The sequence below is a fragment of the Arthrobacter sp. C9C5 genome (assembly GCF_013359735.1).
Lineage (GTDB): Bacteria > Actinomycetota > Actinomycetes > Actinomycetales > Micrococcaceae > Arthrobacter.
Window position 1 is genome coordinate 149,235 of record NZ_JABFMX010000005.1, and the last position, 23,641, is coordinate 172,875.

Here is a 23,641-nt window from a genome sequence, read left to right on the forward strand (position 1 = left end):
CCCCGATTGAGGGTTGCGGTCGCCACCCGGCTTTTCACGCCCGAAGTGGGGGCCGCCGCTTTTCGCCTGCAGGCGCTCGTGGATGGGCTGGTGGCTACGGGGGCGGATGTCCAGGTCGTCACGACCCGTGCCCCCGGCGGGGCCTCGGCCGGCAGCGTGCCGTTCAAAATCAGCCGCTGGCCGGTACTGAGGGACCCGGGTGGGAACGTCCGCGGCTATATCCAGTACCTGAGTTTCGACATTCCGGCCTTCTTCCGCCTGCTGGTTCTGGGCGCGGATGTGGTCGTCTCCGAACCACCGCCCACCACCGGGCTGGTAGTAGCCGTCAGCAGCTGGCTGCGTCGCCGGCCGTTTGTTTACTACGCTGCAGACGTGTGGAGTGAAGCGCTGTCCGCGACAGATGTGCCTGGCGTCGTTATTGGCCTGATGCGACGCGTCGAAGGCTTCGTGCTGCGACGTGCCGCCTGCGTTATCGCCATTTCCGACGCTGTTGCCGAGCAGGCCGAGAAATTCGGCGTGCCGGCGGAGCGGCTCCGGGTGGTGGCTAATGGGGTCGACACCTCCGTCTTCAACCCTCAGGGGGAGGCCGCGGCCAGCGGGCGGCCATATTTTGCCTACACCGGAACCATCTCGGAGTGGCAGGGAGCCGACGTTTTTGTCCGCGCACTGCCGATCGTGCAACAGACTTATCCGGACGCGGAGATCCGGTTTTTCGGGCAGGGCACGGATGAGCCTGCCCTCCGGGAACTGGCAGCCGAGGTCGCCCCCGGAAGCGTAGTCTTCGGCGGAGTTGTTCCACCCCGGGAGGCCGCGGCCTGGCTGCGGGGAGCCGCAGCGGCCCTCGTCAGCATTAAGCCGGGTCAGGGCTATGACTTCGCCAAGCCGACTAAGATCTATGCCGCCGCCGGGTGCGGGACCCGGGTGATTTTCGCCGGATCCGGCGAGGGGGCCGCGGTGGTGGCCGACAACAGGCTCGGCGACGCGGTGGACCACGACCCGCAGGCCGTGGCGGCCGCCATGGTGTCCGCGCTGGAATTCGCCGACACCGGACGCGGACTCCGCTCGCAGTGGGTGGCGGAGAACGCCTCCCTCGCGGCAGCGGGCCAGGCAGCCGCGGCCGTCGTCGCCGCTGTGGGGAGGAATCAACGATGAAGATCCTTGTGGTCACCACGTGGTTCCCCAGCCCGGGCTCACCGGCCCAAGCCCCATTCAACCTGGAGCACGCGAAAGCGATCCAAATCCTGCACGACGTCCGCGTGGTGCATGTCAGGCTGGGCAGCAGCCTGCCAACGGCCATGGAGTCCTATGACGGCCTGCCCGTGCAGCGGATCTCCCTTGACCCGCGACGGCCATGGACGGCTCTGTCTATGCTGCGCCTCTTGCTGAAGGAAAGCTCAACGGCGGACGTGCTGCACACGATGGCTTTTTCCTCGGCCCTCGTGGCGGTGCTGCCGGCACTCCTGCGGCGAGTTCCTTGGGTGCACTCGGAACACTGGAGCGGTGTCACTAACCCGCGAAATGTGGCCGGGCTATGGCCCCGTTTCGCTTGGCTGCGGTGGGTGCTCCGTCTTCCCCACGCTGTCACAGGCGTGACTGCGGAACTTGTGGAGAAACTGCAAACCTTCGCACGTCCGGAGGCCGCGGTGCTGGTGCCATGTGTCGTGGCCAACGAGCGACCGCTGATGCCGCCACCTGCCGACGAAAGGCTCCGCCTGGTCGCCGTCGGCGGCCTGGTTCCGGGGAAAAGGCCCCTGTTGGCCATTCGGACCATAGCGGCGCTGAAGGAGTCAGGCCAGGACGTGCACCTCAGCTGGGTGGGCGACGGACCACTCCGCCGGGAGGCCGAAGAACTGATAGCCGAGCTCAAGCTCGGCGGGAACGTCACCCTGGTTGGCACGGTTCCACCCACTGAAGTCTTCGCCTTTTTCGAAGAGGCCCACCTCTTCTTCCTCCCGACGGCGCACGAGAACTTCTTCACGTCAGCCGCAGAGGCACTCTCTGCGGGGCGCGCCGTCGTCGTCCCGCGGGTGGGCGGATTCACCGACTACGTGACCGCGGCGAACGGCGTCCTCGTTGATGACGACTCACCTGAGTCCCTGGCCGCCGCAATCGTGGCGGCCCGCCGGACCTTTGCCGGCGCAGACCCCGCTGCCATTGCCGCGCCGATCCGGGACAGGTTCAGCCGAAACACTGTCGGCCGGCTTTTCGAAGACGTCTATGGCCGGGTGCTCGCCGCGACGGCAACCGGAGGAGGGAGACAGCGTGGATAACAGTGTGAACGGCGCAGGCCCGGCAGTGGACGTTGTCATCGCAGTTCACAGCAGCACCCGGCCCGTGGCCAGGGCCATCGCCTCGATCGCCAGGGCCGGCTTGGCGGTCAACGCCCCCGGCGGGGTCCGGGTCACCGTTGTCTGTCACAACATTTCCAGGGCCGAGATCGAGAAAAACGTCCCCGCCGAGCTTGCCTCTGCCACCAGGTTCTTGGAACTTCGCGACGGGATACCCAGCCCGGCCGGGCCGTTCAACCACGCCCTGGACCAGGCCACGGCGGAATTCGTGTGCATCCTTGGCAGCGACGACTATCTGGAGCCCGGCGCACTTCGCCAGTGGCTGGAACTTGCACGCCGCCATTCTTCCGCGATGGTCATTGCCCCGCAGCGCCATGCCGACGGGACGCCGGTGCGCACGCCGCCGGTCCGTGTCGGCCGGCGGTTCAAGCTGGATCCGGTAAAGGACCGCCTCAGCTACCGCACTGCGCCGCTGGGCCTCCTGCGGCGCAGTGAGATAGCGCGGCTCGGCCTCGAATTCAGCACCGAGCTGCGGACCGGGGAAGACCAGCTTTTCTCCGCCAAACTCTGGTTCGGCGGCGGCCGGATCGACTACGGGCGCGGGACGGGCAAATACGTCGTCGGCGCCGATGCGCAGGATCGGGTGACCGCGCAGCGGCGGGACATAGGGGAGCTGTTTGCCTTTGCCCTCGAGCTCGTCGCCCACCCGTGGTTCGTTGCGCTACCCCTGGCCCAGCGCCAGGCCCTGGTCACCAAGCTGCTGCGGGTTCACGTCTTTGGCGTGGTGCTCCCGCGCGAGGAACAGGGCGGTTGGACGGACGCTGACCGCGAAGAGTTCGCTCGCGTGACCCGAACGCTGCTGGCCGCCGCGCCCGGGGCGGAGCAGCCCCTGTCGATCGCCGACGTCCGACTGCTCCGCAGTATCCTGGCGCCTGGCCCTTCGGCTGAGATGCTGGCGGCCGCAACCGCGCGGCGGAGGTTCGGCCGGCCGGAAACCATGATCGCTTCGGGTGTGGCCGCCCAGCTGAGGCCCGAGGCTCCGCTTAGGTTTATGGCGGCCTCTGCCCTGCTTTAGACCGGGGCGCGGTCCGGAGGCAGGACTTGCGGCAAAAGCAACAGGGGCGGGAACTGGCGAGGTCTCGCCTGTTCCCGCCCCTGCCGGCAGCCGTAGTTCCTAGCCCTTGCCGTGCTCCTCGTGGAAGCTCAACAGGGCATCCACGATCTTCTCCGCAGCGTGCCCGTCGCCGTAGGGGGCGGCGTCCGTGGGCTCGGGAGCGGGGCGCTTCACTGTGTCGGCGAGGATGGAGAGGTCTTCGCTGACCAGCACATTCCACCGTGATTCGAGCGTCTCAACCCATTCCGTCTCCGGACGAATAGTCGTGCACGGCACCCGCAACAGGAATGCTTCCTTCTGCAGGCCACCCGAGTCGGTGATGACGCCGGCACTGTTGACGACGGCGTTGACGAGCTGCGGGTAGGCCAGCGGGGGGCACACCCGGATGCTTCCCTGCTCGAGAGCCAGCCCGTGACGTTCGGCGAAGCTCACCAGACGCGGATGGGCCAGCAGGAGCACCGGACGGTCGAGGGAGGCCAACGAGTCCAGGATGGATTTCAGCCGTGACGGGGAATCCGTGTTGTCCGGCCGGTGGATGGTGCTTACGTAGTATCCCTGCCGCGCCACGTCGAGGGGGAGGGGTTCCTGCCGGCTCTCCAGCAGGTCCCGGACCTGGTACAGGACGTCGGTCATGACGTCGCCGACGAGGACCGTCTTGGCGCCGAGGCCCTCGTTGCCCAAGTGATCAACTGCCACCTGGGTGGGTGCCAGCAGCAGGTCCGCGGCGTGGTCGGTCAGGACCCGGTTGTGTTCTTCCGGCATCCGCCGGTTGAAGGAGCGCAGGCCCGCTTCGAGGTGGGCCAGCGGGATGTGCAGCTTCACGGCGGCGATAGCCGCGGCCAGAGTGGAATTCGTGTCGCCATAAACCAGCACGCAGTCCGGCTTGGCCTCCTCCAAAATCTCTTCGAGGCCCCCGAGCATGGCCCCCGTCTGCGCTCCGTGCTTGCCGGATCCGACGCCGAGGTTGAAGTCCGGCGACGGGATCCCAAGATCGCGGAAGAAGACATCACTCATGAGTTCGTCATAGTGCTGGCCTGTGTGGGCGATCAGGTGCTCCGCCCTGCCGGAGAGGGCCGAAGCAATCGGTGCGAGCTTTACGAACTGTGGTCTTGCGCCGACGACGCTGAGAATACGCATGATTCCAGCTTAGGCGATCGCGGACCCCGGCCGTGGCGGCTGTGATTCCGCGCACGGGACGATTCCCGGTCAGAGCGCCGTGGCCTCAGGAATCAGCAGGCGTCGATTTTGTAGAGCTTGGCCGCGCCCTGCTGATCGACCAGTTCCACCTTCGCCCCGGGAGTCTTGAGGACGTCCACGAAGGAAGGGTAAGCACGTGCCGCCACGAAGTTCAGCATGTAGAAGCTGCCCAGGTCGAGGATGTAGTGCACATGATCTTTGGCTGCGAGCTGGCACGTCTCGGACCCCGGCTGCGCCGTCGTGATGTCCTTGGCGATCTCGCGCAATCCGGCGTCGGGCTCCGGGGACAGGTGATACTGGGTGACGTGGCGGCCCGAAACGGCGTACGCCAGGGCACCGCCGTTGAAGGGGTTGACGCCGATCACGGCGTCCTTCGGGACCGTTGAGTCGAGCCGGGACATGAGCGCGTACTCGTCGTCGGATACCGCCCAGCCAGGAACGAAGGAATATGATTTGGTGATTTTGGTGGAAACGGTGGCCAAGCCGGGCCCGTGATAGTGCTCCACCACGTTTGACAAGGCGAGCGCAAAAACCGCCGCCGCTGCCACAGCGTACAGCCCCGCGGAGCCGCGGAATTCGGGGAGGCCGAGGCGTCGGCCGGCGGAACGTTTCGCCGCGATGCGCCGCAACCAGCCCCGGACCGCGGACACCAGTCCGTCCGCCCCCACGCCGGCGAGGACAATCATGAACAGCGGCACCAACGCCGCGAGCCGGTAGGGATCCTGGTACCAGCTGCCGGTCGTGAAGTGTCGGAAGCGGCCCTGGTACATATAGACGGCAACGATGTAGAGGGCTGCGGCAATGAGCCCGCAGGCAATGATCCAGCCGCCTCTGCGCCGCCAAATGATGGTGAGGATGCCCAGCACGGCCGCTACCGAGGCCACCATCGTCTCTCCGCCGCCAAGGAGGGTGCCGGTTGCGACGTCGCCTACGGCCTCAGGCAGGGTCCGGCTGGGCTTCCAGTTGTCGTAGCTCAGGAGCAGTGCCTGCCAGACCACGAGGAACGCTGCTGCCGAAGCCAGCCCCCAGAGGACCACGAGTGCTATAGGTCTGAAGCCGGCCCTGGCACGAATCCGGGCACGCAGCTGGGAGAACCAGGCGCCGGCGATCAGCGGCACGGAGAATGCCAGCAATGCCGTGACACCATTGGGCTGCGACATGAACAAGGCCGCGACGGCCACGAGCAGGAACGACCAGAGGGCAAGGTTGTCCAGGAACCGTTCGCGCCCTGCATTGAACAACCCCACGAGGACGAGCAACGCCAGGGGCAGCAGGCTGTAGGCAAGGGTGTTCGGGTAGAGCGGACCCCACTGCAGCAACTGGAACGGGAACATCCAGAAGCCGCCGCTCAGGACACCGGCGACTACCAGCGGCAGGACTCGGGGACCGACGATGCCCCGGACCAGCATGATGCAGCCGAAGGGCCACAGGAGCGCGCTCACAGCCACGATAACGGCGCTCTGGCTGACAAAGACATCATTGTTCGTCAATTGGGAAACGAGCGCGGCCAGGGAGTGCCACACGGACGGGTAGATCGCAATCCCGGCGTCCGGAGTCAGCATCTTACCCAGCGTCAGGGAGGACGCGTTGCCGGTTTCAATGATGTACCGGATGGCGTTGAGGTGGAAAATGTTGTCGTACACTTGGGCGAAGTTCCCCGGCTTGCCAATGGCCGGCAGGAGGCGGCTGACGATGAGCGTGGAACCTGCAACCAAGCCGCCGAGGATGGCAGCCCATTGGACAGTGGGCGCCACCGAAGCCGGTGCAACTGCTGCGATCCGCCCCTTGATGAGCCGTCGTAGCAGGAACGCCAGACCGGTGCAGAGCGCCGTCACCAGCAGATAGCTGGGGAGTCCCCAGTCCAGCCGGACCAGTCCTCCCACGACGCCGGCCAGGCCGATCAGACCGCAGGAAGCCAGCGGCGACATTGCCGCCGACGCGAATCCTTTGGCGCCTAGTGCCCTCGCAAGGACTAGACCCGGAAGGAACATCAAGAGTGCGGCCACGGCGATAGCGGGAAACGCCTGCCACCAGTTCATTAATGCTCCTGCCCGTCCGATTTACCGACTCGAGTCTAGCAAGGCGGACGGCTGCGATCGCGCCCCGGAGCCTAGTGCAGGAGCAGAAAGCCAGCGTAAGTTACCTGCTCAGGTTGCGGGCGGGATTGCGGCCGGGTGTGCCGCAAATACCCCGGTCCTGGCCCGCAGTCTCTCGGAGACGTAGTGGCGGAACGCTGAATCGGGGGAGAGCGAGTCCCGCAGCCGTGGAGTAAGCAATGCCCCCGCCCGGCCCGAGCCCCGGTAGCCTGCCACCAGGGCGCGCAGTTGCCGCAGCTCGCCGGTCGAGCCCGCGGCCTGGACGAGGGTGGCGTCGCGCCGGCTGATGCTGGGAATCGAACCGCCGGCCAGGGCAAGCACCCTATCCGTCACGTCCCGCCAGTACAGGCTCTCGTTCACATCCCACAACGGGGCGCGGCCGGAGGCGTCCGGGGCGTCGGCGCGTCGAAGCAACGCCCCGATGCCATGCACCCTCAGGATCTTGTGCGCGATGGCGCGTCTTTCCGGCGTCGACGCCGCCCGCAGCCAGTCAGCCGCAAGCAAATGTTCGAGCCACGCGAATTCCTCCCGGAGCGGGCGGATTTGGCTCGTCACGCGGGCCGGACCGGAGTCATCGGTCTGGTGGTAGGCGGGTGCGCCGTACGGATAGCAGACAGCGCCGGAGCGAAACCACAGCCGCAGCGTAGGTTCCAGGTCTTCGCCGGTCAGGATGCCTTCGGTGTAGCTAAAACCCAGGTCGAGCAGGCTCTCGCGGCGCAGCAGACCGTAGGGCACGCTACGGTAGGCCAGCCCGTCACGGAGGGGATCGAGGACCCGGGGCTTTGACGGTCGAATCCGCGGCGACGCGAGGATGCTCCCGGCAGGGGTCCGCAACGGTGCGATCACCGCCGCCGCACCGTGCTTCTCGGCGATTTCCCACCAGGCGGGCAGCGACCCGGGTTCCAGATAGTCGTCCGAATCGAGGAAGCTGAGGTAGTCCGCGTCGCTGCGTTGCAGGGCGAAATTGCGAGGACCGGCCGGTGACGGCACACCGTCTGAATAGCTGAGGTACCTGACCCCGGCGGCGGCCGCCGGAAATCCGGCCGGAACCTCCGGGGCGGACAGGCTGTCCGCGGCAAGGTTGTGCAGCACCACCGTGACATGCAGATCGACGCCGCGGTCGGCCAGGGCTTGTCGCTGCTCGATGACGGACGCCATACCGCGCGCCACCGGCCGCGCCGGATCATGGACCGGAATGACGACTTCGATGCTCTGGCTCATGGACTAAGCACTCCTGAACGAGGTTATTTGGGGAGTCCCGGGATAACCTTACTGGGTGCAAAACGAAACTCGGGCCTCCGTCCGCGTCGCCCGGGCGGCGTCCCCGACAGCCCTCGCAGCAGGGCGGCAGGGATAATGACCGATCCGCGCGTACTCCAGTTCAACGATTGCGCTTTCGTGGCCCGGGCCATGGTCCGGGCGGCCGGGCGGGCAGGTCTGCAGTGGGACTACTTGCCGCCGGAAAAGGTCCGTCCGATGACGGCCGCGCCGTCCAATCCGGTCCTGGCGCGGGCTCGATTTGTGCCCTACGTTGCCCAACGGGCCGCACGGCTCTGGAAGGCCGACGCCGTCCATGTCCACTACGCCACCAGCGCGCGGCTACTCCGGGAACGAGGGATGCCGGAGCGGCCCTATGCCCTGACGCTGCACGGCACCGATATCCGCAAACAGTGGGCCGATCCCGTCTTCCACGATGAGATTCAGCGGGCCATCGACGGCGCCGCACACGTCTTCTACGCGAACAATGACACCGCCGCGAATGCCCTTAAGGCACGGCCCGACGCTGAGTTCCTGCCTGCGCTGGTCGACGCGGCCAGCTTGCCCGCCTGGCAGCCAGACGTTCGGCCCAACATATTTTTCGTCTCGCGCTGGGACGACGACAAGGGGGTGGAGCGGCAGCTCGGCCTGGCCCGTCAGTTACGGCGTGCGCTCGACCCCGAAGTGCGGATTCTGGGGCTGAACTGGGGGCCGGGGGCCGCGCGGGCGGCGGAAGCCGGCGTGACGTTGCTGGAGCGCATGTCGCAAGAGGAATACCACCGCGTCATGTCCCGGACCCATGTCGCCGTCGGCCAGGCCACTAACAACTTCGCCACCAGCGAGTTCGAGGCGCTGTGCATGGGGCTGCCGGTGGCCGCCGTGGGAACGCGGCTGGCGCGGCCGGACGACGGCTCGACACCCCCGGTCCTGGAAGGGACGGAAGACGACGTCGTGGCGCAGATTCTTGAAGCGCTCAGCGACCCGGAAGCCGCCGCGCGGCGGCTGGCCGGCTCGGCCTGGGCGCTGCCCAGATACGACGCCGCAGCGTACGTGGACCGGCTGGAGGATCTTTACCGGAAAATCGCGAGGCGCTAGCGGTCAGGCCGCGCTTGGCGCGGACCGCTACACTGCGCGGGCTTCCGGGCGGGACAGGTCTGATCCGACGGCGGCAGTGCCCGGTTCCGGGGTGTAGAGCCCCGCCAGGGCGGCCTGCTGGGCGAAGTCCGGATTGGCGCGGATGACTTCATCGAATGAACCCTGCGAAACGATGCTGCCGTCCTTCATGAAGCAGATCTGGTCATTATTCCGGATCGTGGAGAGGCGGTGAGCGACCGAGATCACGGTGATCTCGCCGTGCAGTTCGCTGATGGCGTTCGCCACGGCGGCCTCCGTGGAAGTGTCCAGCGCGCTCGTGGCCTCGTCAAGCACCAGCACCAGGGGGTCCATGTACAGCGCCCGGGCGATACCCAGCCGCTGGCGTTGTCCGCCCGACAGTGCCAGGCCCCGCTCGCCCACCCGGCCGTGGACGCCGCCGGCACGTGCGTCGATGGTGTCGAGGAGTTGGGCGCGCTCCAGCGCGGTCCGTACACGCTCCTCGTCGATGTCGCCGCCCCAACTCAGGGCCACATTCTGGGCAACGGAGCCGTCGAAGATCGCCACGTCCTGAGGCACATAGCCCACGCGCTTGCGCCAATCCGACAGCACATCCTCGAGTGGCACACCGTCGAGTGTCATGGTTCCCTTGGAGGGAGTCAGCAAGCCCAGGAAGATGTCGATCAGGGTCGACTTGCCGGCCCCGGACTGCCCAACTATGCCTACGGACGAGCCGATCGGCAGCCTGAGGTTGATCTTGGTGACCGCCGGGCTCTCGGACCCCGGATAGGTGAATTCGACGTCCTTCAACTCGAGCATTTTCGGCTCGCTGGTTATCGGAGTCTTCCCAAGCTTCTCGGCATTCTCCCGGAAAACCGCGGCGTCCTTGATGTCGCGCATCACGGTCTCGGTGTAGGGCAGGGTCGATTGGACCAGGGTCAGCTGGCCCTGGACCGTGGTGAGTGCGGGCACGAGCTTGAAGCCCGCCAAGCCGAAGATGGCTACCGATGACATTGCTGTCTGCATGCCGCCGATCGCGTAGCCCACCGCCCCGATGAGGAGGAACCCGCCGATCAGGGCCATGTCGATGACAAACTTGGGAACCGAACTCATGAACCTGATGTTCGACCGGGAACGGGCGGCGCGTTCGCGGCTGTGGAGGACGATGTTTCCCACTTCTTCAGCCTTGTCGCGGAGCGTGATCTCTTTGAGGGCAGCAAGCATTTCAGCCACCAGGGTCGACATGCGCATGGCGGCGTCGCGGTTCACCTTTCCCGCCTCGTACGACTTCTTGGAGAGCCACAGGTACAGGAATGCCGCGATGATCCCGAGGTAGATGACGGTGGCCAAGGCAGTCTGCCAGGAGGCGGCGACGAGGACCACTAGCACCGACGCAAAAGTCAGCGCCTGGGCCGGCAGCGTCACGGCCGGGAAAAGCACTCCCGATACGGTGTTGGCAATTCCGACGTCGATCATCCGGACAAGCTCGGTGGTGGAGCGCTTCATGCGTTCCGTCCAAGGGGCACGGATATAGCTCTGGAAAAGAACGGAACCAATCTCCAGCTCGTAGTCCGCGAACTTGCGGGTGGACACCCACTGGAGCCAGATGTTGAGGACGGATTTCAGGATCATGACCAGGGCCGATGAGACCAGGATCAGCAGGCTGAACTCCTGCGTCACTGCGCCCAGGACCGGCAGGGTCATCGACCCGCCTTTGAGGATCTGGTTCAGGACCAGCGCAAAAACGCCCAGCGCAGCCGCGTCGAGCAGCGAGAGGACGGCCGAGAGCACACCAAACAGCAGTAGGAACCGCCTGGCGTTGGCGGGCAGGAGAGGCAGAAGCTCGCGCATCGTGCGGCGCAGGTGTTTCAAGGAGTACTCCAAGACGGCGGGGAAGAATCCTTCCCATACTACGCGGGGTGCCGCATTCGCCCCCGTGCGCCCGGCCCGTTAGGGATCGCCGGAGTGCGGTTGCGCGTGTGCCGGGCCACCCGCTGCCTCAATGAGATGATGGGCATCATGAGTCAGAAGATCCGAGTCACTCAACTGTTCGACTGCGCCGACGTCGGGAAGACGTTCGTTGCGGAAGGCCGCAGGCAGGGCCAGCCGTGGAGGCTCATTCAAGGACCCTGGACGCGTGGAAGTGGCAAAGCCGCCTACTACCGGTTCCGCGCCGAGCAGCTTATGGCCTACCCGCAAACGAGGCTGTGGCACGTGAACATGGGCGGGCGCGCGGTCTGGGCCCGGGGGGCCCTGGGCCGACCCTATGCCCTGACCCTGCACGGCACCGATATCCGTGAAAACTATTGGCAGGACCAGCACCATGCGGCGATGAAGGCCGATATCGACGGCGCCGGCCACGTTTGGTACACCACCCCGGACCTGCGTGAGAAGGCCGAACGTGCCCGGCCCGATGCGGAGTACCTGCCGGTTCCGCTCGATATGGACGAGTTGCCGGCGTGGGCACCGGCGCCCCGACCGAGGGTCATCTTCCCCTCCCGCTGGGACGCCTCCAAGGGCGGAGATGCGCTGCTGGAGACCGCGGCGGACGTCGTCGCCGCAGTGGGCGGCCCCGGCGGTGCAGACGTAGTAGGCCTGGACTGGGGTGACCGGGCGGCTGAAGCGGCGAGGCTGGGGGTGCGGTTGATTCCCAGGATGCCCAAGAAGCAGTTCCTGGGCGAACTTGCCCAGGCCCACGTCGCGGTGGGTCAGGTAGCGGGAATTCTTGCCGCGAGTGAGCTTGCCGCAATCGGGATTGGGGTGCCGACGGTATTTGCGGACCAGGTGGAGGGTTATGGCGCCGATCTGGCCACTATCAGTGTCCGCCGCGCAGACGTCGGACAGGCCGTGCGCGAAGCCCTGGCCGATCCGGTGACACTGTCTCAGCAACTGCAGGGTCCTGAGTATGTACGCCTCAGGCACGGTGCCGCAGCCCTCCTTCCGGCGCTTGAGGCCGGCTACGCCAAGGTTCTGGGCAGGTCCGCATGAGCAAGCCGCATCTCCTGTACATCGCTTTCGCCTTTCCTCCGAGCACCGCCTCCTCGGTCTACCGCTGCACGGCGGTGGCTAACGCCCTCGCCGAGGACGGCTGGGACGTTACGGTGCTGACGCTGGACCGGGATATCTGGTCCGAAATCTCCGGAGTCGACCAGAAGCTTGCCGAATCGGTGGACCCGCGGATCCGGATTGTCCAGGTGGACGATGGCGGCTCCGAAGAGCTGGCCCGCGGTGACCTCCGTCGCTATTCCCGGTTGCGGATCGAGGCGCCTTACGTGTGGAAGGAAGTGGTGCGGCGCCGGGGCCGGAAGGACTTCCCGGAGGATTTTCACGGCGCATGGCTTTCCCCGGCCAGCGAGGCGGCCCGGGCCGTCCATGCTGAAAAGCCGGTCGACCTGGTGATGGCGTCTGCGAGCCCCTATGTTGCCTTCGGCGTGGCCCGCAGCTTGCCGGGGGTGCCGTACATCATGGACTACCGCGACGCTTGGGCGTTCAACACCATCACCGGGGCGGAAGACTTCAGCCGGGGGAGCAGCCGAGGGAACCTGGAGGCCAAGTTCCTGGCCGAAGCCGCCGGATCGTGGTTTGTCAACGACCGGATCCGCGACGAATATACGGCCCGGTACCCGGAGTCTGCAGCGACGATGCGGGTGGTCGCCAACGGCTTTGATCCCCAGCCGGGGCATGCGGCGCCCGCGGTCCGGCAGACCCGGAACCCGCGTTTCGGCTATCTAGGCACTCTCCAGTATGTCAACATGCCGATGACCGAGTTCCTGCAGGGGTGGGGCATGGCGTTTCCCGGCGCCGAGGCCCGGGCCACGGCGGTGTTCCGCGGGAAGCTCAGTGCCTCGGGTGCGGCCGGCGCGGAGATACTTGAGACTTTCGGTTCCGGAACCCCTAATGGCTTGCTCTACGAGGGGCCAATTTCGAAGCGTGACGTGGCCCGGTTCTACGGCACGGTGGACGCGCTCCTGTTGCTGCTCTCTAGCGGGAAGTACGTGACGGGGGGCAAGACCGCGGAATACCTTGCGACCGGACTGCCCATCGTGTCCGTGCACGATCTGGGTAATGCGGCCACGGAGCTTCTTCGGGACTACCCGCTGTGGTTCCCCGCCAAGGACCTGACCCCGGATAGCATCGCCGCTGCCCTGCGGAAGTGTGCCGAAGCCCTGGCCGATCCGGACACCGCAGCGTGGGAGGCCGCCTGGAAGTATGGCCAGCAATTTGCCCGTAGCGCCATCCTGGCGCCGGTCATTTCCGATTTGCGTGAGCTCGTTGGCCACCCGCGGCAGAGAGCGCTCGCCGAAGATCAGAGGAACCCCCAGCAATGAACCAGACCCGCGATCTTCGCCTCGGCATCGTCCTGGGCTGCAGCCCGCACCCTCAGGCCACACTGGAAGACCTCTGGAGCCGCGCCTCGGATGCTGCCGAGCCTGCCGGTTTCCGGCTCAGCGGCACGGCCTTCTACGTCGCTGATCGGGGACAGGTGCCGGTTTCGCCGGATTCTGCGCTGGAGCTGGTGCCCCTCCCGCCGGTTGGCCCCGGGCGCCTCGACGCGGCCATCGGGGCAGTCGCCCGCAAAGGCGGTCCGCTCGGTGTGGCGGGGCGCCTGGCGCGCGATAACCGAGAGTCCCGCGTGCTCGCCAGGTCCATAGCGGGCAGGGCGGAGCTGCAGGCGGCGCTGCTGGCGGCCGACGTCGTCGTCGCTGCCGATGTTTCCGCCAACCGGGCCGTCTGGCAGCTCAGGCGCCGAACTCCCGCCCCGCTGGTTCACGGCCCGATCGCCATGATGCACGCCCTGCGGCGGAAAGCGGAACACTGAGCAGCCCGGGTCGGCGATGCCGACTGTGGAATACTTGACGGGTGAGTCGCACCTGGATAGTCATACCGATGTACAACGAGGCCTCCGTCGTCGGCGGGGTGATCGAGGGACTCCGCCAAGAGTTTCCCAACGTAGTGTGCATCGATGACGGCAGCAGCGATGGTTCGCAGGCTGTGGCCCGCCGGGCCGGCGCGGTGGTGGTCCAGCACCCGGTGAATCTGGGCCAGGGCGCTGCGCTGCAGACAGGCTTCGAGTACGCGCTCCAAGACCCCGAACTCGATTGCATCGTGACTTTTGACGCTGACGGCCAACACCGGGTGGAGGACGCAAAAGCGATGGCTGACCGCATCCGGACGGGCGAAGCTGATTTGGTGCTGGGCTCTCGGTTCCTTGACGGCCGGACCAAACTTTCCCCGGCAAAGCGGCTGGTTCTGCGGACGGCCGCGATCCAGTCGCGGCTGGCAACCGGAATGGCGCTCACCGATGCGCACAACGGGCTGCGCGCCATCGGGCCGGAGGTCGCCCGCAAGATCCACCTCACCCAGAACAGGATGGCCCACGCCTCGGAGCTGATCCACCAGGTGTCCGAGATCAACCCGCGCTGGGTGGAACACCCTGTCGAGATCATCTACACCGATTACTCCAAGGCAAAAGGCCAGTCGTTGCTGAACTCCGTCAATATCATCGCTGACCTTCTGTTTAGGTGAGAAATTGCAGATCATAGTCCAAATCGTCCTTGTCCTCGCCGTCATCATCGTCTCGCTGGCGCTCATGCGCGGCGGATCCAATGCCCGGCATCTGGCCATCCGCCGGATCATGCTGGTGATTTTCGCGTTCGTGGCCGCCCTGTCGATTTTCTTCCCCGAGCTGCTGACCGTGCTTGCCCGGGCCCTGGGCATTGGGCGCGGCACGGATCTTGTCCTCTACGGGCTGGTTGTCAGTTTCATGGTTTTCATGGCCACGACCTACCAGCGTTTCCGGCACATGGAAACCACGCTCACCCAGCTGTCACGCCGGATCGCGATTGACGAAACGCCGCGCCCCTGGCTAAAGGATGCGCAGCAGACGTCGGCGGTGTTCTCGGAGCGCATGCAGGAGACAGAGTGACCGGTCTTCGTACCCGACCGGCCAGCGAAACGGCCGTAGGTGCGCCTCGCGACTACTCCCTGGACATCCTGAGGATTCTCAGCATTTCCGGCGTCGTAGCCATCCACCTCTTCGGCTACCTTGTTGGACACGCCGAGCCCCGCTCCCGGAACTGGTGGCTCGCGGCCGGCCTGGATATCCCCTTCATATGGGTTGTGCCGGTCTTCGTGATGATCTCCGGAGCCCTCCTGTTGGCGCCTGACAACCGCATCCTGGAACCGCGGTCGTTTTACCGGAAGCGGGCGGCGAGGCTTCTGCCCGCACTCGTTGCGTGGCACGTGATCTACCTCTTCGGAGTCCGGTGGCTGATGCGCGGCGAGGATCTGGCGCCGGCGCGGGTGGCGCAGCTGCTTCTTGACGGTGCGGTCTTCACGCAGCTCTATTTCCTGTGGCTGATTCTGGGGCTTTACCTGGTTGCTCCGCTCCTCTCGGACTTCCTCCGGAACGGGGGGCCGCGGCGTGCGCCGATCCTTGCGGCTGCCCTGCTGGCGGTCACGGCACTGGCTTTCATGGCACCCGGAATCGCCTCATCTTTGGGCTTCGCCAGGCCGATCAGGCTGACTATCTTCACTCACTGGCTGCCGTACGTTGGCTACTTCGTGGCCGGCCGTGCCTTGCGGGACGTGCGGCTCAGCGGCCGGTCCCTCTACGCAGTTGTCGCGGCCGCCATTGCCCTGGCTGCACTCTGCCTCTGGCAGTACGGGCACCGGGAACAAGCCGGGCTCCTGAACGTGGTGGCACCGGTCAGCTACCTCTCGCTGACCGTAATGATGCTGTCCCTAGCGGTATTCCTCGCAGCCAAGTCCGTCTTCAGTCGCCTTAGGCCTACACCCGCGGCGGCGCGGCGGCTGGTCAGCCTGTCCCGGGCCTCCTTCGGAGTGTTCCTCATCCACCTGCTCGTCTTTGAGGTCATCAGGCTGAACGTGCCGGCGGTCTACGACGGCAGGTCGATGGTGGCTGGCGTCGCCAGCTACGCGGTCACCCTCGCCGTGAGCTTCGCCGTCTCTATCCTCGCGTCCCGCATTCGCTTCGTCCGGAACATTTTCTAGCGGCGGTTGCCCGTGGGTTGGGTGCTGCCGGCGGCGGCCCGGCGTGAGGCCGCAGCCTCCGGGTCTGGAATGATGGAGGGATGACTGCCTTGCCCCGACTGCTCATCATCTCCTTCTCACCGATCCGGTCAGACCCGCGCGTGCTCAAGCAGGTGGGTCTCTTCAGCGGTAAGTATCACCTCATTACCTGCGGTTACGGGGCCGCGCCGGATGGTGTAGACGAGCACTTCGCGTTGTCGCCTGATGCGGTCGGTTGGCCTTCGGACCGGATTGGGCTGCTGGGTCGCCGCTACCGGCGCGCGTACAACAAGATGTCCGCGGTCCAGCAGGCACGAAGGCTGCTTGCAGGCATCTCCGTCGATGTCATCCTGGCGAACGATCTGAACACCCTGCCGTTGGCCTTGGAGCTGGAGCCGAAGTACGGGGTCCACTCGGACCTTCACGAGTTTGCGCCGAAGGAAAAGGACGATGACCTCAAGTGGCGCCTCTTCGTGGCCCCGTACATGCGGTGGCTCTGCCGCACCTACCTGCCCCGGGCCGGCTCTCTCACAACGGTCGCCCCGGGCATCGCCGCGCAGTACACCTTGGACTTCGGGGTCGCGGCAGAGGTGGTTACCAACGCCGCGCCCTTCGCGCCGGGAACACCCCAGCCTGTTGGCGAGACCATTAGGCTGATCCACAGCGCCGCGGGCCAGCGCTACCGGAAGCTGGAGAACCTCATCGAGGCGATGCGCAGCGCGCCGTCGGGGGTTGAACTGGACATGATCGTGATGCCCAACGAACCGGATTATGTTGCAGAACTGAAGCAGGTCGCAGCAGACGTACCTGCGGTGAAGTTCCGCGACCCCGTACCTTATGCCGAGCTCGTGCATACGCTGAGCGGCTATGACGTCTCGTTGGTCTTCCTTCCCCCGACGAACTTCAACATGGAAAACGCCCTGCCCAACAAGTTCTTCGAGGCGGTGCAGGCCCGTCTCGGAGTCATCGTGGGGCCGTCGCCGTCCATGGTGGAAATTGTCAAGCAGTACGGCTTTGGGACTGTCACCCCCGACTTCTCGCCGTCCGCGCTGGCGGAGACGATCCAGGCGCTGGACCGCGGACAAATCATGGAGTGGAAGCGCGCGGCGGACCGGGCCGCCGAGCCGCTGGCAGCCGAATCCCAGCTCAGGATTTGGGAAGGTGCGATCCGTGCCTTGCTGCCAGCCTCCGAGTCAGCCGCGTCCTGATCCGTGGAGGTATCGGACGGGACAATGGAGGAGCAGAACCCGACGCGGCGGAAGGGTTCGGCAGGCGCTGTGCTGATAGGCAGCACTGGCTGGGAACGACTCCCGTCTGTGGCAGGCAAGCCGCTGCGGTCCGTCGTTGCAGGTTGGTGGACAGTGGCACTCGTCGGCGCGGTAGCTTTTCTCTTTCGTCTCCTGCCGCTCACGAACTCCCACACAGTGGGCGGATTTCGAGGGTATGACGACGGAGTACATTACGCGTCGGGCGTATATCTGATTTCAGGGGCGCTCCCATATCGCGATTTTGTGCTGGTCCATCCGCCGGGGATCAGTGTGCTCATGGCGCCTTTTGCCTGGATAGGCAGCATAACTTCAGACCGCCTGGGAATCGGTCTCGCCAGGATTCTCTTTGTGATGATCGGGACTGCCAGCGCCGTGATCGTTGCGTCGCTGCTGAGGTCCCGCGGAGTCGCCGCAACCCTGATCGGTGGCGGCCTTTATGCCGTTTGGACAGTAGCCAACATCGCCGAACGATCGATCATGCTCTCGGCGCTGTTGAACGTATGCCTGCTGCTCGCCTTGTTGCTTCTGCGAAAATATGAAAATGACCGCAGAGCGCGCTGGGCGTTACTGGCAGGTGCCATGTTGGGTCTGGGGCTTAGCTTCAAACTCTGGGCCATCATTCCGCTGGTTGTTGTGGCCCTCTTCGCCGTCGTGCGCTTCGGGCGCCGGGGATTGGTCACGTTTCTTGGCGGGGCGACTTCCTTGGTGCTGGTTGTGGTCGGGCCGTTCTTCCTCGCTGCGCCGCAGGAGATGTTTCAGGAAGTTGTTCTGGCCCAGCTCGGGCGCTCGGACGGATTGCGCAAAGGTATTGAGCTGCGGCTGCAAAATTTTGTTGGGTCGCCTGTGCCGGACATTCTGCTCTGGTCCTTGGTGTTGCTGGTGCTCGCCGCAGTTCTGGCGCCCTGGCTCAGTGCCATCCTTGAGCGGCAACCGTTCCTCAAATCCGACGATGCCCGATGGTGGTCCATTCTCGTTGTTGCCCAGTCAGCGGCCCTGCTGACCTCCGCCAGTTTCTTCGACCACTATCCGAATTTTTCGGCACCCGCGATTGCCTTGACCTTGGGCGCCTTGGCCAGCTGGCTGGCCCGGATTTCCGGACGAAGGGCAGGACGGGCCGGACCGGCGATGGTAGCAATCATTGGCGTTGCGCTCCTGGCGCCGGTCGGAGTTGTAGGGTTTTCGCTGAAACCTGCCCCGTTGAAGGGTGTCAGCCAGACGGCGGTTGCCTCAGCGGTCGCAAAATATCAGTGCGTATGGTCCCCGTACGCTTATATGTCCATCGTCTCGAATTCTCTTACCCGTTCAGTGGCGAAAGGATGCGGCCCCCTGGTTGATTACTCCGGAGTGAAGATGATCATCGGACGCGGTCCGAAGGAGAGCGACGCCGTTAGTGCCCTTCGATTAACTGATCAGAACGAAGAGACTAAGCTGGCGGGCGCGGATGCCGCCGTAGTCGGCGTTCCCCACTCCCGATATCTGATCACCAAAGGGATGGATCAAGTCCTGCGTTCACAGTTCAGGCTCACCATGCGCCGAGGCGCCCTGGAGGTATGGGTGCGGCGGTGAACCGCGTCGGACGCCTGCGGCCACCCGCTGAACGATCAGGCGTCTTCCATGAACTGTCAGCCGGGCAATAACGCGGGGCAGGTGGACCTCCGAGTGAAACGTGGGTGAGTAAGGCAGCTCCACATGACCCGGAAGCCCGGTCGTGGTAGTGGCGCCCAGGGACCGCGACGCGCCCGAGGAGTGATCCGAGGGGACGAGACCAAGGTAAGCGCCGATCGTAGAGCCGGTGAAGCGGGTCCAGCGGCCGATTCCACCGCGAGGCCAAAAGCGCTCAGCACCGAAATACCGCGCGGTCGTCCTCGCGGGTCCACATCAAGTCCGGGCAAGGCAACCCGGACACCCACTCCGCGGTCCCGGCATCGTTGGCGGCCAGACTCCGTCCCAATATCTCGCGGGTCTCGCGGTCGATGGCACAGCCCTTCACGCCGCGCGGGAGACATCGAAACTGACGGAAGTACGCGTATTCATGACTGGGACGTCCAGACATTCAAATGTGCTCTACCAGGCCACACCCGCACCAAGCTGCGGAGAAGAACCCGGATCTGCAACCCACGAACCGCTTTGACCCCGAGGTTCCAGGCCCGCGTCGTTCCGGCCACCACACTTCATGTCGTCTAGGGCAGTGAGCCGACCAGTGTTGCTGGCTGATAGCCGTTGTTGCGCTTGGGCGCTCCGGCGTAGAACCAGAAGGTTCCGTTCTGGTTGACTGCAGCCAGGTCGGATTGGCGGTCGTCGTTCAAATCTCCTGCCCCCAGCAGGACTGAGTAGGCGTCCCACTCCGTGTTGCCGATTCTTGCTCCGGCATTGTAGCCCGGGCGGGCGGACGACACCTTGCCCGTGCCCGCGTAGAACCAGAGGGTTCCGTCAGGTCGTATTCCGGCGAGATCGTTGATGCCGTCACCATCGAGGTCCTCGACGCCAGCGACGGAATGGAAACTTGCCCACCCGGACCGTCCGATCTTGACGGCGGGTTCGTACCCCTCATCGTTGGCGGAGACCCTCCCGGTGCCATGGTAGAACCAGAGGGAGCCGTCCGGGCGGATGCCTGCCAGGTCGTTCCTGCCGTCTCCGTCAAAGTCTCGTGTTGCGACCAGCTTGCTGTAGACGTTCCAGCCCGAGCCCACCTTCCGCGCGGGGGAGTAGCCCTCGTTGCCGGCCGAGACATCCCCGGTGCCCGCGTAAAACCAGAGACTTCCATCGGGCCTCACTGCGAGGAGGTCACTCTTCCGGTCGCCGTTGATGTCCCCTGTGCCGACGAGCTTCGTGTAGATCTGCCAGCCGGAGCCAATCTGCCGGCCGGTTGCGTAGCCATTGCCGCCGGTTGAGGCGTAGAACCAAAGGGCCCCGCTCTTGGCCACGGCCAGCAGGTCGGGGCGTCCGTCACCGTCAAAGTCCTGGACCGACTCCACCGTGGTGAAGTTGTTCCAGCTGGATTTGCCGATGTTGACAGCTGGCTTGTACCCGGCTTCGTTCATGCCGGTTCCGGCGTAGAGAAGCAACGAGTTGTCGCGGCGCTGCGTCAGAAGATCTGGCTTGCCGTCCCCGTTGAGGTCACCGGTTCCCATCACGTCAAGCATATTGTTCCAGCCCGAAGCGCCTATGCGGGTGCCCGCGGCGTACCCCTCACTCGTCGCCGAGACGGTTCCTGTTCCGTCGTAGAACCACAGGGTGCCGTCGGCTTTCGTCGCCACCAGATCGTTGCTGGGCTTGCCGCCGAAGTTCCGGACGCCCACGAGTTTCGTGTAGACATTCCAGCCGGATGAGCCGATCTTTCGGCCCGCGGCGTAACCGCTCTGCGTCGCCGATACGGTTCCGGTGCCCGCGAAGAACCACAGCGATCCGTCCTTGTGGGCAGCAACCAGGTCGCTCTTCCCATCCCCGTTGAAGTCCCTGACGCCGGTGAGCTGGCTGAAGGAGCCCCAGTCGGAATTTCCGATTTTGACGGCGGGTGCATAGCCCTGGCTGCCCGACCCCACGGTGCCGGTTCCAGCATAGAACCACAGCGAGCCGTCGGGTCTGCGGGCAACAAAGTCGTTCTTGCGGTCGCTGTTGAAGTCTCCGACGCCGATGATGCGGGAGTAGATGTTCCAGCCGGTGCCGATGCGGAGCGGGCTCGCGAAACCGCCCCGGCCGTTGCCGGGGTAGAACCAGAGAGCGCCGTCTGCGCGGATGCTCAGCAGGTCATTCAGTCCGTCTCCGTTGAAATCGTCCACCGGCGTATTCAGGCTGGCACCTGCGAAGCGTTGCAGTCCCTCGTAGTCGCCGTTCCAGACGTTGGAGTCGCCGGCGAAGGGGCCGGACTCGCTGTACTGCCAGACGGAGTAGGAGTTCCAGCTGGCCGGCAGCGGTCCGGCGTAGTTGGTGGCGGAGCTCGGCCAGTTGGCGGTCCACAGGGGGTAGGCGCCGAAGCCGGCTGCATCTGCGGTGCATTGCTTCCACCACGACGTGTTGGTGTAAATCATCGGGAGCCGTCCGGTCAACGACTTCATGGTGTTTCCGAAATCACGTACCCAGCTTGCCAGCTGGCTCGGAGACCGGTCATAGCAGGCGTTGCCCTGGTAGAAGCCGTCGATGGTCTGCCCGGCATACGGGTTGGTCTCGATGTCGAGTACCGGTGGAAGGGTGTAACCGTCGGCGCTCCAGCCGCCTCCGCCCTGGACAAAGGATCTGGCCTGATCCGCCCCCGAGGACGCCAGCGGGTTGGCGAAGTGGTAGGCGCCCCGAATCATGCCCACCTGGCGGGCGCCTTTGTACTGTGCGGCGAACGAGGGGTTCGTGTAGTAGTTGCCTTCGGTGGCCTTCACGTACGCGAAGCGTGCGCCCAGATTCCATTGCGTCTGCCAGTTGACGCCCGATTGGTAGTAGCTGACGTCCAGGCCTTTGACGCCGAAGGACGGCGACCATGATCCCTCGGTGACGGCGGTCGACCCGGCTTGCGCGGCCTGCGATGCCTTGCTGCTTTGGCCCATCTCGGCGCCGCCCGGACCCGCCGCCGCTGCCATGGCTTCGCGGAAACTGGTGGCGGTCGACGGCGCCGTGGCCGCCGGAGCCGCCGTCGCTGCTGGGGAGGCCGTCGTCGCCGTCGGGCTAGCCGTCGCCAGCCCCGCCGCTGGGGTGGGCGTTACGGTCGCCGGGGCGGGCTCGGGCACCGTCCCCGTGACGCCCGCGGCCGGCGCCGGGGTGGGCACCGACGTTGTGGCGCTCGCCGCCACGGGAAGCGCCACCAAGGTGAGGGCCGCCGCGGCAAGGCCGGCAGCGACAGGTCTGACGAACGAGATGGGTCGTCTTGCCGGTTTCGATTTCATGGGCGTCTCTCCGGAGCAATGGCACACTCCGCAAAGCATGCCACCTAGTTCGCGATGACCGGTCGTCCGCATAATCGGGCACCGATAAGTCAATTCGGTTGGGTATTGACGCGGCCACGTTAGCACCGGTGTTTACCCGATGCCACAGTTGCCATTGTTAACTGTGTGACTTGTGACCATTCCGTTGTGCGGCCTGTCGCGCCATCACCGTTGCAGGGCAACCTAGACTTGAACCCATGAAGGTATTGGTTACCGGCGGCGCCGGCTACATCGGATCCCACACGACACTCTCCCTCCTCGAAGCGGGGCACGACGTCGTCGTCCTCGACAACCTGATGAACTCAAGTGCGGAGTCCCTGCGCCGAGTGGAGCAGCTGACAGGCAAAAGCGTGGACTTCCGGAAGGTGGACCTGCTGGACGCTCCGGCCGTCGACGCCGTCTTCGCCGAGGGCGGCTTTGAGGCCGTCATCCACTTCGCCGGGCTCAAGGCCGTGGGGGAATCTGTCGAGAAGCCCCTGATGTACTACCAGAACAATGTGGTGGGCACCCTCAACCTGCTGCACAGCATGGACGCTGCGGGGGTACGCCGCCTCGTGTTCAGCTCCTCCGCCACCGTCTACGGTGCCTCGGAGGAAGTTCCCCTCATTGAAAAGGCACCGCTGGACGCCACCAACCCCTACGGCCGCACCAAGGAACAGATCGAGGACATCCTCTCGGACCTGGGTGCCGCCGACCCCCGCTGGAGCGTCGCCCTGCTGCGCTACTTCAACCCGGTAGGTGCCCACGAGTCCGGCCTGATCGGTGAGGACCCCAGCGGTATCCCCAACAACCTGCTCCCGTTCGTGGCCCAGGTGGCCGTGGGGCGCCGTGAAAAGGTCATGGTGTTTGGCAACGACTACCCGACGCCGGACGGCACCGGGGTGCGGGACTACATCCACGTGATGGACCTCGCCGCCGGGCACCTGGCGGCCCTGGGTTACATCACCGGGCGGACCGGGGTATTCCGCTGGAACCTTGGGACCGGCCGGGGATCGTCCGTGCTCGAAGTCATCGAGGCGTTCGGCGAGGCTGCCGGCCACCCGGTGCCGTACGAGTTCGCGCCCCGCCGGCCGGGGGACGCCGCCGTCAGCTACGCCGATCCCTCGGCGGCGCTCGCCGACCTGGGCTGGTCCGCGCACCGGAACCTGGCGCAGATGTGCGAGGACCACTGGCGCTGGCAAAGCAGGAACCCGCAGGGCTATGCCGCGGTGGCCGAGGCCGCCGGGGCCAAGGCCGAGTAGGGGTCCTACCGACGGGCGGCCGCTCCAAGGCTGCGTCGGCGGGAACTTATCCACAGCTGCAGGTGGAGCTCTTGTCGGAACGCCCGGGCTCCTCTAGTTTTAACCCAGTTGCACTGCCCCAGGGGGATGGGTAGCGGTCATGTTGG

At 65.6% G+C, this 23,641-nt stretch carries 19 protein-coding genes and 1 pseudogene; 14 read left to right on the top strand and 6 right to left on the bottom strand.

The genetic code is table 11. The annotated features are described in order from the left end of the window. The first annotated feature begins 45 nt into the window (after nucleotides 1-45). The 3 genes from HNO80_RS05675 to HNO80_RS05685 are packed head-to-tail and all read left to right on the top strand — an operon-like array spanning nucleotide 46 to nucleotide 3,363. Nucleotides 46-1,152 (top strand): glycosyltransferase family 4 protein, encoded by a 1,107-nt coding sequence (locus HNO80_RS05675; RefSeq protein WP_349627240.1) that lies wholly within the window; start codon nucleotides 46-48, stop codon nucleotides 1,150-1,152. Beyond that, nucleotides 1,149-2,270 (top strand): glycosyltransferase family 4 protein, encoded by a 1,122-nt coding sequence (locus HNO80_RS05680; RefSeq protein WP_175321856.1) that lies wholly within the window; start codon nucleotides 1,149-1,151, stop codon nucleotides 2,268-2,270. The genes HNO80_RS05675 and HNO80_RS05680 overlap by 4 nt, the downstream gene beginning before the upstream one ends. After that, nucleotides 2,263-3,363, top strand: a complete 1,101-nt coding sequence (locus HNO80_RS05685; protein WP_175321857.1) for a glycosyltransferase — start codon at nucleotides 2,263-2,265, stop codon at nucleotides 3,361-3,363. Before HNO80_RS05680 ends, HNO80_RS05685 begins: the two co-directional genes overlap by 8 nt. A 99-nt stretch (nucleotides 3,364-3,462) precedes the next feature. Here HNO80_RS05685 and wecB read toward each other — a convergent pair whose 3' ends face one another. From wecB to HNO80_RS05700, 3 genes are all read right to left on the bottom strand, one after another. Further along, on the bottom strand, nucleotides 3,463-4,539 hold the full coding sequence (wecB, locus tag HNO80_RS05690) for a non-hydrolyzing UDP-N-acetylglucosamine 2-epimerase (RefSeq protein ID WP_175321858.1): 1,077 nt from the start codon (nucleotides 4,537-4,539) through the stop codon (nucleotides 3,463-3,465). Nucleotides 4,540-4,631: 92 nt separating this feature from the next. After that, on the bottom strand, nucleotides 4,632-6,638 hold the full coding sequence (locus HNO80_RS05695) for a DUF6541 family protein (RefSeq protein WP_349627235.1): 2,007 nt from the start codon (nucleotides 6,636-6,638) through the stop codon (nucleotides 4,632-4,634). Between the two features lie 108 nt (nucleotides 6,639-6,746). Beyond that, nucleotides 6,747-7,916 carry a glycosyltransferase family A protein gene (locus HNO80_RS05700; protein ID WP_175321860.1) on the bottom strand — a complete coding sequence of 390 codons (1,170 nt, stop codon included), beginning with the start codon at nucleotides 7,914-7,916 and terminating at the stop codon, nucleotides 6,747-6,749. Nucleotides 7,917-8,051: 135 nt separating this feature from the next. On the opposite strand from HNO80_RS05700, the gene HNO80_RS05705 reads away from it, so the two are divergent. Continuing rightward, on the top strand, nucleotides 8,052-9,047 hold the full coding sequence (locus HNO80_RS05705; protein ID WP_175321861.1) for a glycosyltransferase family protein: 996 nt from the start codon (nucleotides 8,052-8,054) through the stop codon (nucleotides 9,045-9,047). Between the two features lie 27 nt (nucleotides 9,048-9,074). Here HNO80_RS05705 and HNO80_RS05710 read toward each other — a convergent pair whose 3' ends face one another. Beyond that, on the bottom strand, nucleotides 9,075-10,916 hold the full coding sequence (locus tag HNO80_RS05710; protein ID WP_175321862.1) for an ABC transporter ATP-binding protein: 1,842 nt from the start codon (nucleotides 10,914-10,916) through the stop codon (nucleotides 9,075-9,077). Nucleotides 10,917-11,063: 147 nt separating this feature from the next. Here HNO80_RS05710 and HNO80_RS05715 point away from each other — a divergent pair, with 147 nt between their 5' ends. From HNO80_RS05715 to HNO80_RS05750, 8 genes are all read left to right on the top strand, one after another. Then, the gene (locus tag HNO80_RS05715) at nucleotides 11,064-12,032 is read left to right on the top strand and encodes a glycosyltransferase family protein (RefSeq protein ID WP_175321863.1); all 969 of its coding nucleotides are present in this window, start codon (nucleotides 11,064-11,066) and stop codon (nucleotides 12,030-12,032) included. Continuing rightward, a complete protein-coding gene (locus tag HNO80_RS05720; protein WP_175321864.1) occupies nucleotides 12,029-13,372 on the top strand; it encodes a glycosyltransferase in 1,344 nt (447 codons plus the stop codon). The genes HNO80_RS05715 and HNO80_RS05720 overlap by 4 nt, the downstream gene beginning before the upstream one ends. Continuing rightward, on the top strand, nucleotides 13,369-13,863 hold the full coding sequence (locus tag HNO80_RS05725; RefSeq protein WP_175321865.1) for a hypothetical protein: 495 nt from the start codon (nucleotides 13,369-13,371) through the stop codon (nucleotides 13,861-13,863). The genes HNO80_RS05720 and HNO80_RS05725 overlap by 4 nt, the downstream gene beginning before the upstream one ends. 41 nt (nucleotides 13,864-13,904) lie before the next feature. Next, on the top strand, nucleotides 13,905-14,570 hold the full coding sequence (locus HNO80_RS05730; RefSeq protein ID WP_349627237.1) for a glycosyltransferase family 2 protein: 666 nt from the start codon (nucleotides 13,905-13,907) through the stop codon (nucleotides 14,568-14,570). A gap of 4 nt (nucleotides 14,571-14,574) precedes the next feature. Beyond that, nucleotides 14,575-14,970 (top strand): DUF2304 domain-containing protein, encoded by a 396-nt coding sequence (locus tag HNO80_RS05735; protein WP_175321866.1) that lies wholly within the window; start codon nucleotides 14,575-14,577, stop codon nucleotides 14,968-14,970. Next, nucleotides 14,967-16,058, top strand: coding sequence for an acyltransferase (locus HNO80_RS05740; protein ID WP_175321867.1), 1,092 nt, complete (start codon nucleotides 14,967-14,969; stop codon nucleotides 16,056-16,058). The genes HNO80_RS05735 and HNO80_RS05740 overlap by 4 nt, the downstream gene beginning before the upstream one ends. 80 nt (nucleotides 16,059-16,138) lie before the next feature. Next, entirely contained in the window at nucleotides 16,139-17,284 is a 1,146-nt protein-coding gene (locus tag HNO80_RS05745; RefSeq protein ID WP_175321868.1) for a glycosyltransferase family protein, read from the top strand. A gap of 24 nt (nucleotides 17,285-17,308) precedes the next feature. Further along, the gene (locus HNO80_RS05750; RefSeq protein ID WP_175321869.1) at nucleotides 17,309-18,910 is read left to right on the top strand and encodes a glycosyltransferase family 39 protein; all 1,602 of its coding nucleotides are present in this window, start codon (nucleotides 17,309-17,311) and stop codon (nucleotides 18,908-18,910) included. 135 nt (nucleotides 18,911-19,045) lie between these two features. Here the strand turns inward: HNO80_RS05750 and HNO80_RS18190 are convergent. Together HNO80_RS18190 and HNO80_RS05755 are read right to left on the bottom strand one after the other, a co-directional pair. Then, nucleotides 19,046-19,200: pseudogene (locus HNO80_RS18190) on the bottom strand (transposase); the annotation flags it as partial. 324 nt (nucleotides 19,201-19,524) lie between these two features. After that, nucleotides 19,525-21,912 (bottom strand): GH25 family lysozyme, encoded by a 2,388-nt coding sequence (locus HNO80_RS05755; RefSeq protein WP_249777172.1) that lies wholly within the window; start codon nucleotides 21,910-21,912, stop codon nucleotides 19,525-19,527. Between HNO80_RS05755 and HNO80_RS17915 the strand changes: the two genes are divergently transcribed. Continuing rightward, entirely contained in the window at nucleotides 21,911-22,273 is a 363-nt protein-coding gene (locus tag HNO80_RS17915) for a hypothetical protein (protein ID WP_249777173.1), read from the top strand. The two genes, HNO80_RS05755 and HNO80_RS17915, sit on opposite strands and share 2 nt — an antisense overlap. 178 nt (nucleotides 22,274-22,451) lie before the next feature. Beyond that, nucleotides 22,452-23,495, top strand: a complete 1,044-nt coding sequence (galE, locus tag HNO80_RS05760) for a UDP-glucose 4-epimerase GalE (protein ID WP_175321871.1) — start codon at nucleotides 22,452-22,454, stop codon at nucleotides 23,493-23,495. Nucleotides 23,496-23,641 lie beyond the last annotated feature (146 nt).

Excerpts from the sequence above, each read along its gene's own strand:
- HNO80_RS05680 (WP_175321856.1), top strand. The coding sequence starts at position 1,149 with ATGAAGATCCTTGTGGTCACCACGTGGTTCCCCAGCCCGGGCTCACCG.
- wecB (WP_175321858.1), bottom strand. The coding sequence starts at position 4,539 with ATGCGTATTCTCAGCGTCGTCGGCGCAAGACCACAGTTCGTAAAGCTC.
- HNO80_RS05695 (WP_349627235.1), bottom strand. The coding sequence starts at position 6,638 with ATGAACTGGTGGCAGGCGTTTCCCGCTATCGCCGTGGCCGCACTCTTG.
- HNO80_RS05700 (WP_175321860.1), bottom strand. The coding sequence starts at position 7,916 with ATGAGCCAGAGCATCGAAGTCGTCATTCCGGTCCATGATCCGGCGCGG.
- HNO80_RS05705 (WP_175321861.1), top strand. The coding sequence starts at position 8,052 with ATGACCGATCCGCGCGTACTCCAGTTCAACGATTGCGCTTTCGTGGCC.
- HNO80_RS05715 (WP_175321863.1), top strand. The coding sequence starts at position 11,064 with ATGAGTCAGAAGATCCGAGTCACTCAACTGTTCGACTGCGCCGACGTC.
- HNO80_RS05720 (WP_175321864.1), top strand. The coding sequence starts at position 12,029 with ATGAGCAAGCCGCATCTCCTGTACATCGCTTTCGCCTTTCCTCCGAGC.
- HNO80_RS05725 (WP_175321865.1), top strand. The coding sequence starts at position 13,369 with ATGAACCAGACCCGCGATCTTCGCCTCGGCATCGTCCTGGGCTGCAGC.
- HNO80_RS05745 (WP_175321868.1), top strand. The coding sequence starts at position 16,139 with ATGACTGCCTTGCCCCGACTGCTCATCATCTCCTTCTCACCGATCCGG.
- HNO80_RS05750 (WP_175321869.1), top strand. The coding sequence starts at position 17,309 with ATGGAGGAGCAGAACCCGACGCGGCGGAAGGGTTCGGCAGGCGCTGTG.
- HNO80_RS17915 (WP_249777173.1), top strand. The coding sequence starts at position 21,911 with ATGGCTTCGCGGAAACTGGTGGCGGTCGACGGCGCCGTGGCCGCCGGA.
- HNO80_RS05755 (WP_249777172.1), bottom strand. The coding sequence starts at position 21,912 with ATGGCAGCGGCGGCGGGTCCGGGCGGCGCCGAGATGGGCCAAAGCAGC.
- galE (WP_175321871.1), top strand. The coding sequence starts at position 22,452 with ATGAAGGTATTGGTTACCGGCGGCGCCGGCTACATCGGATCCCACACG.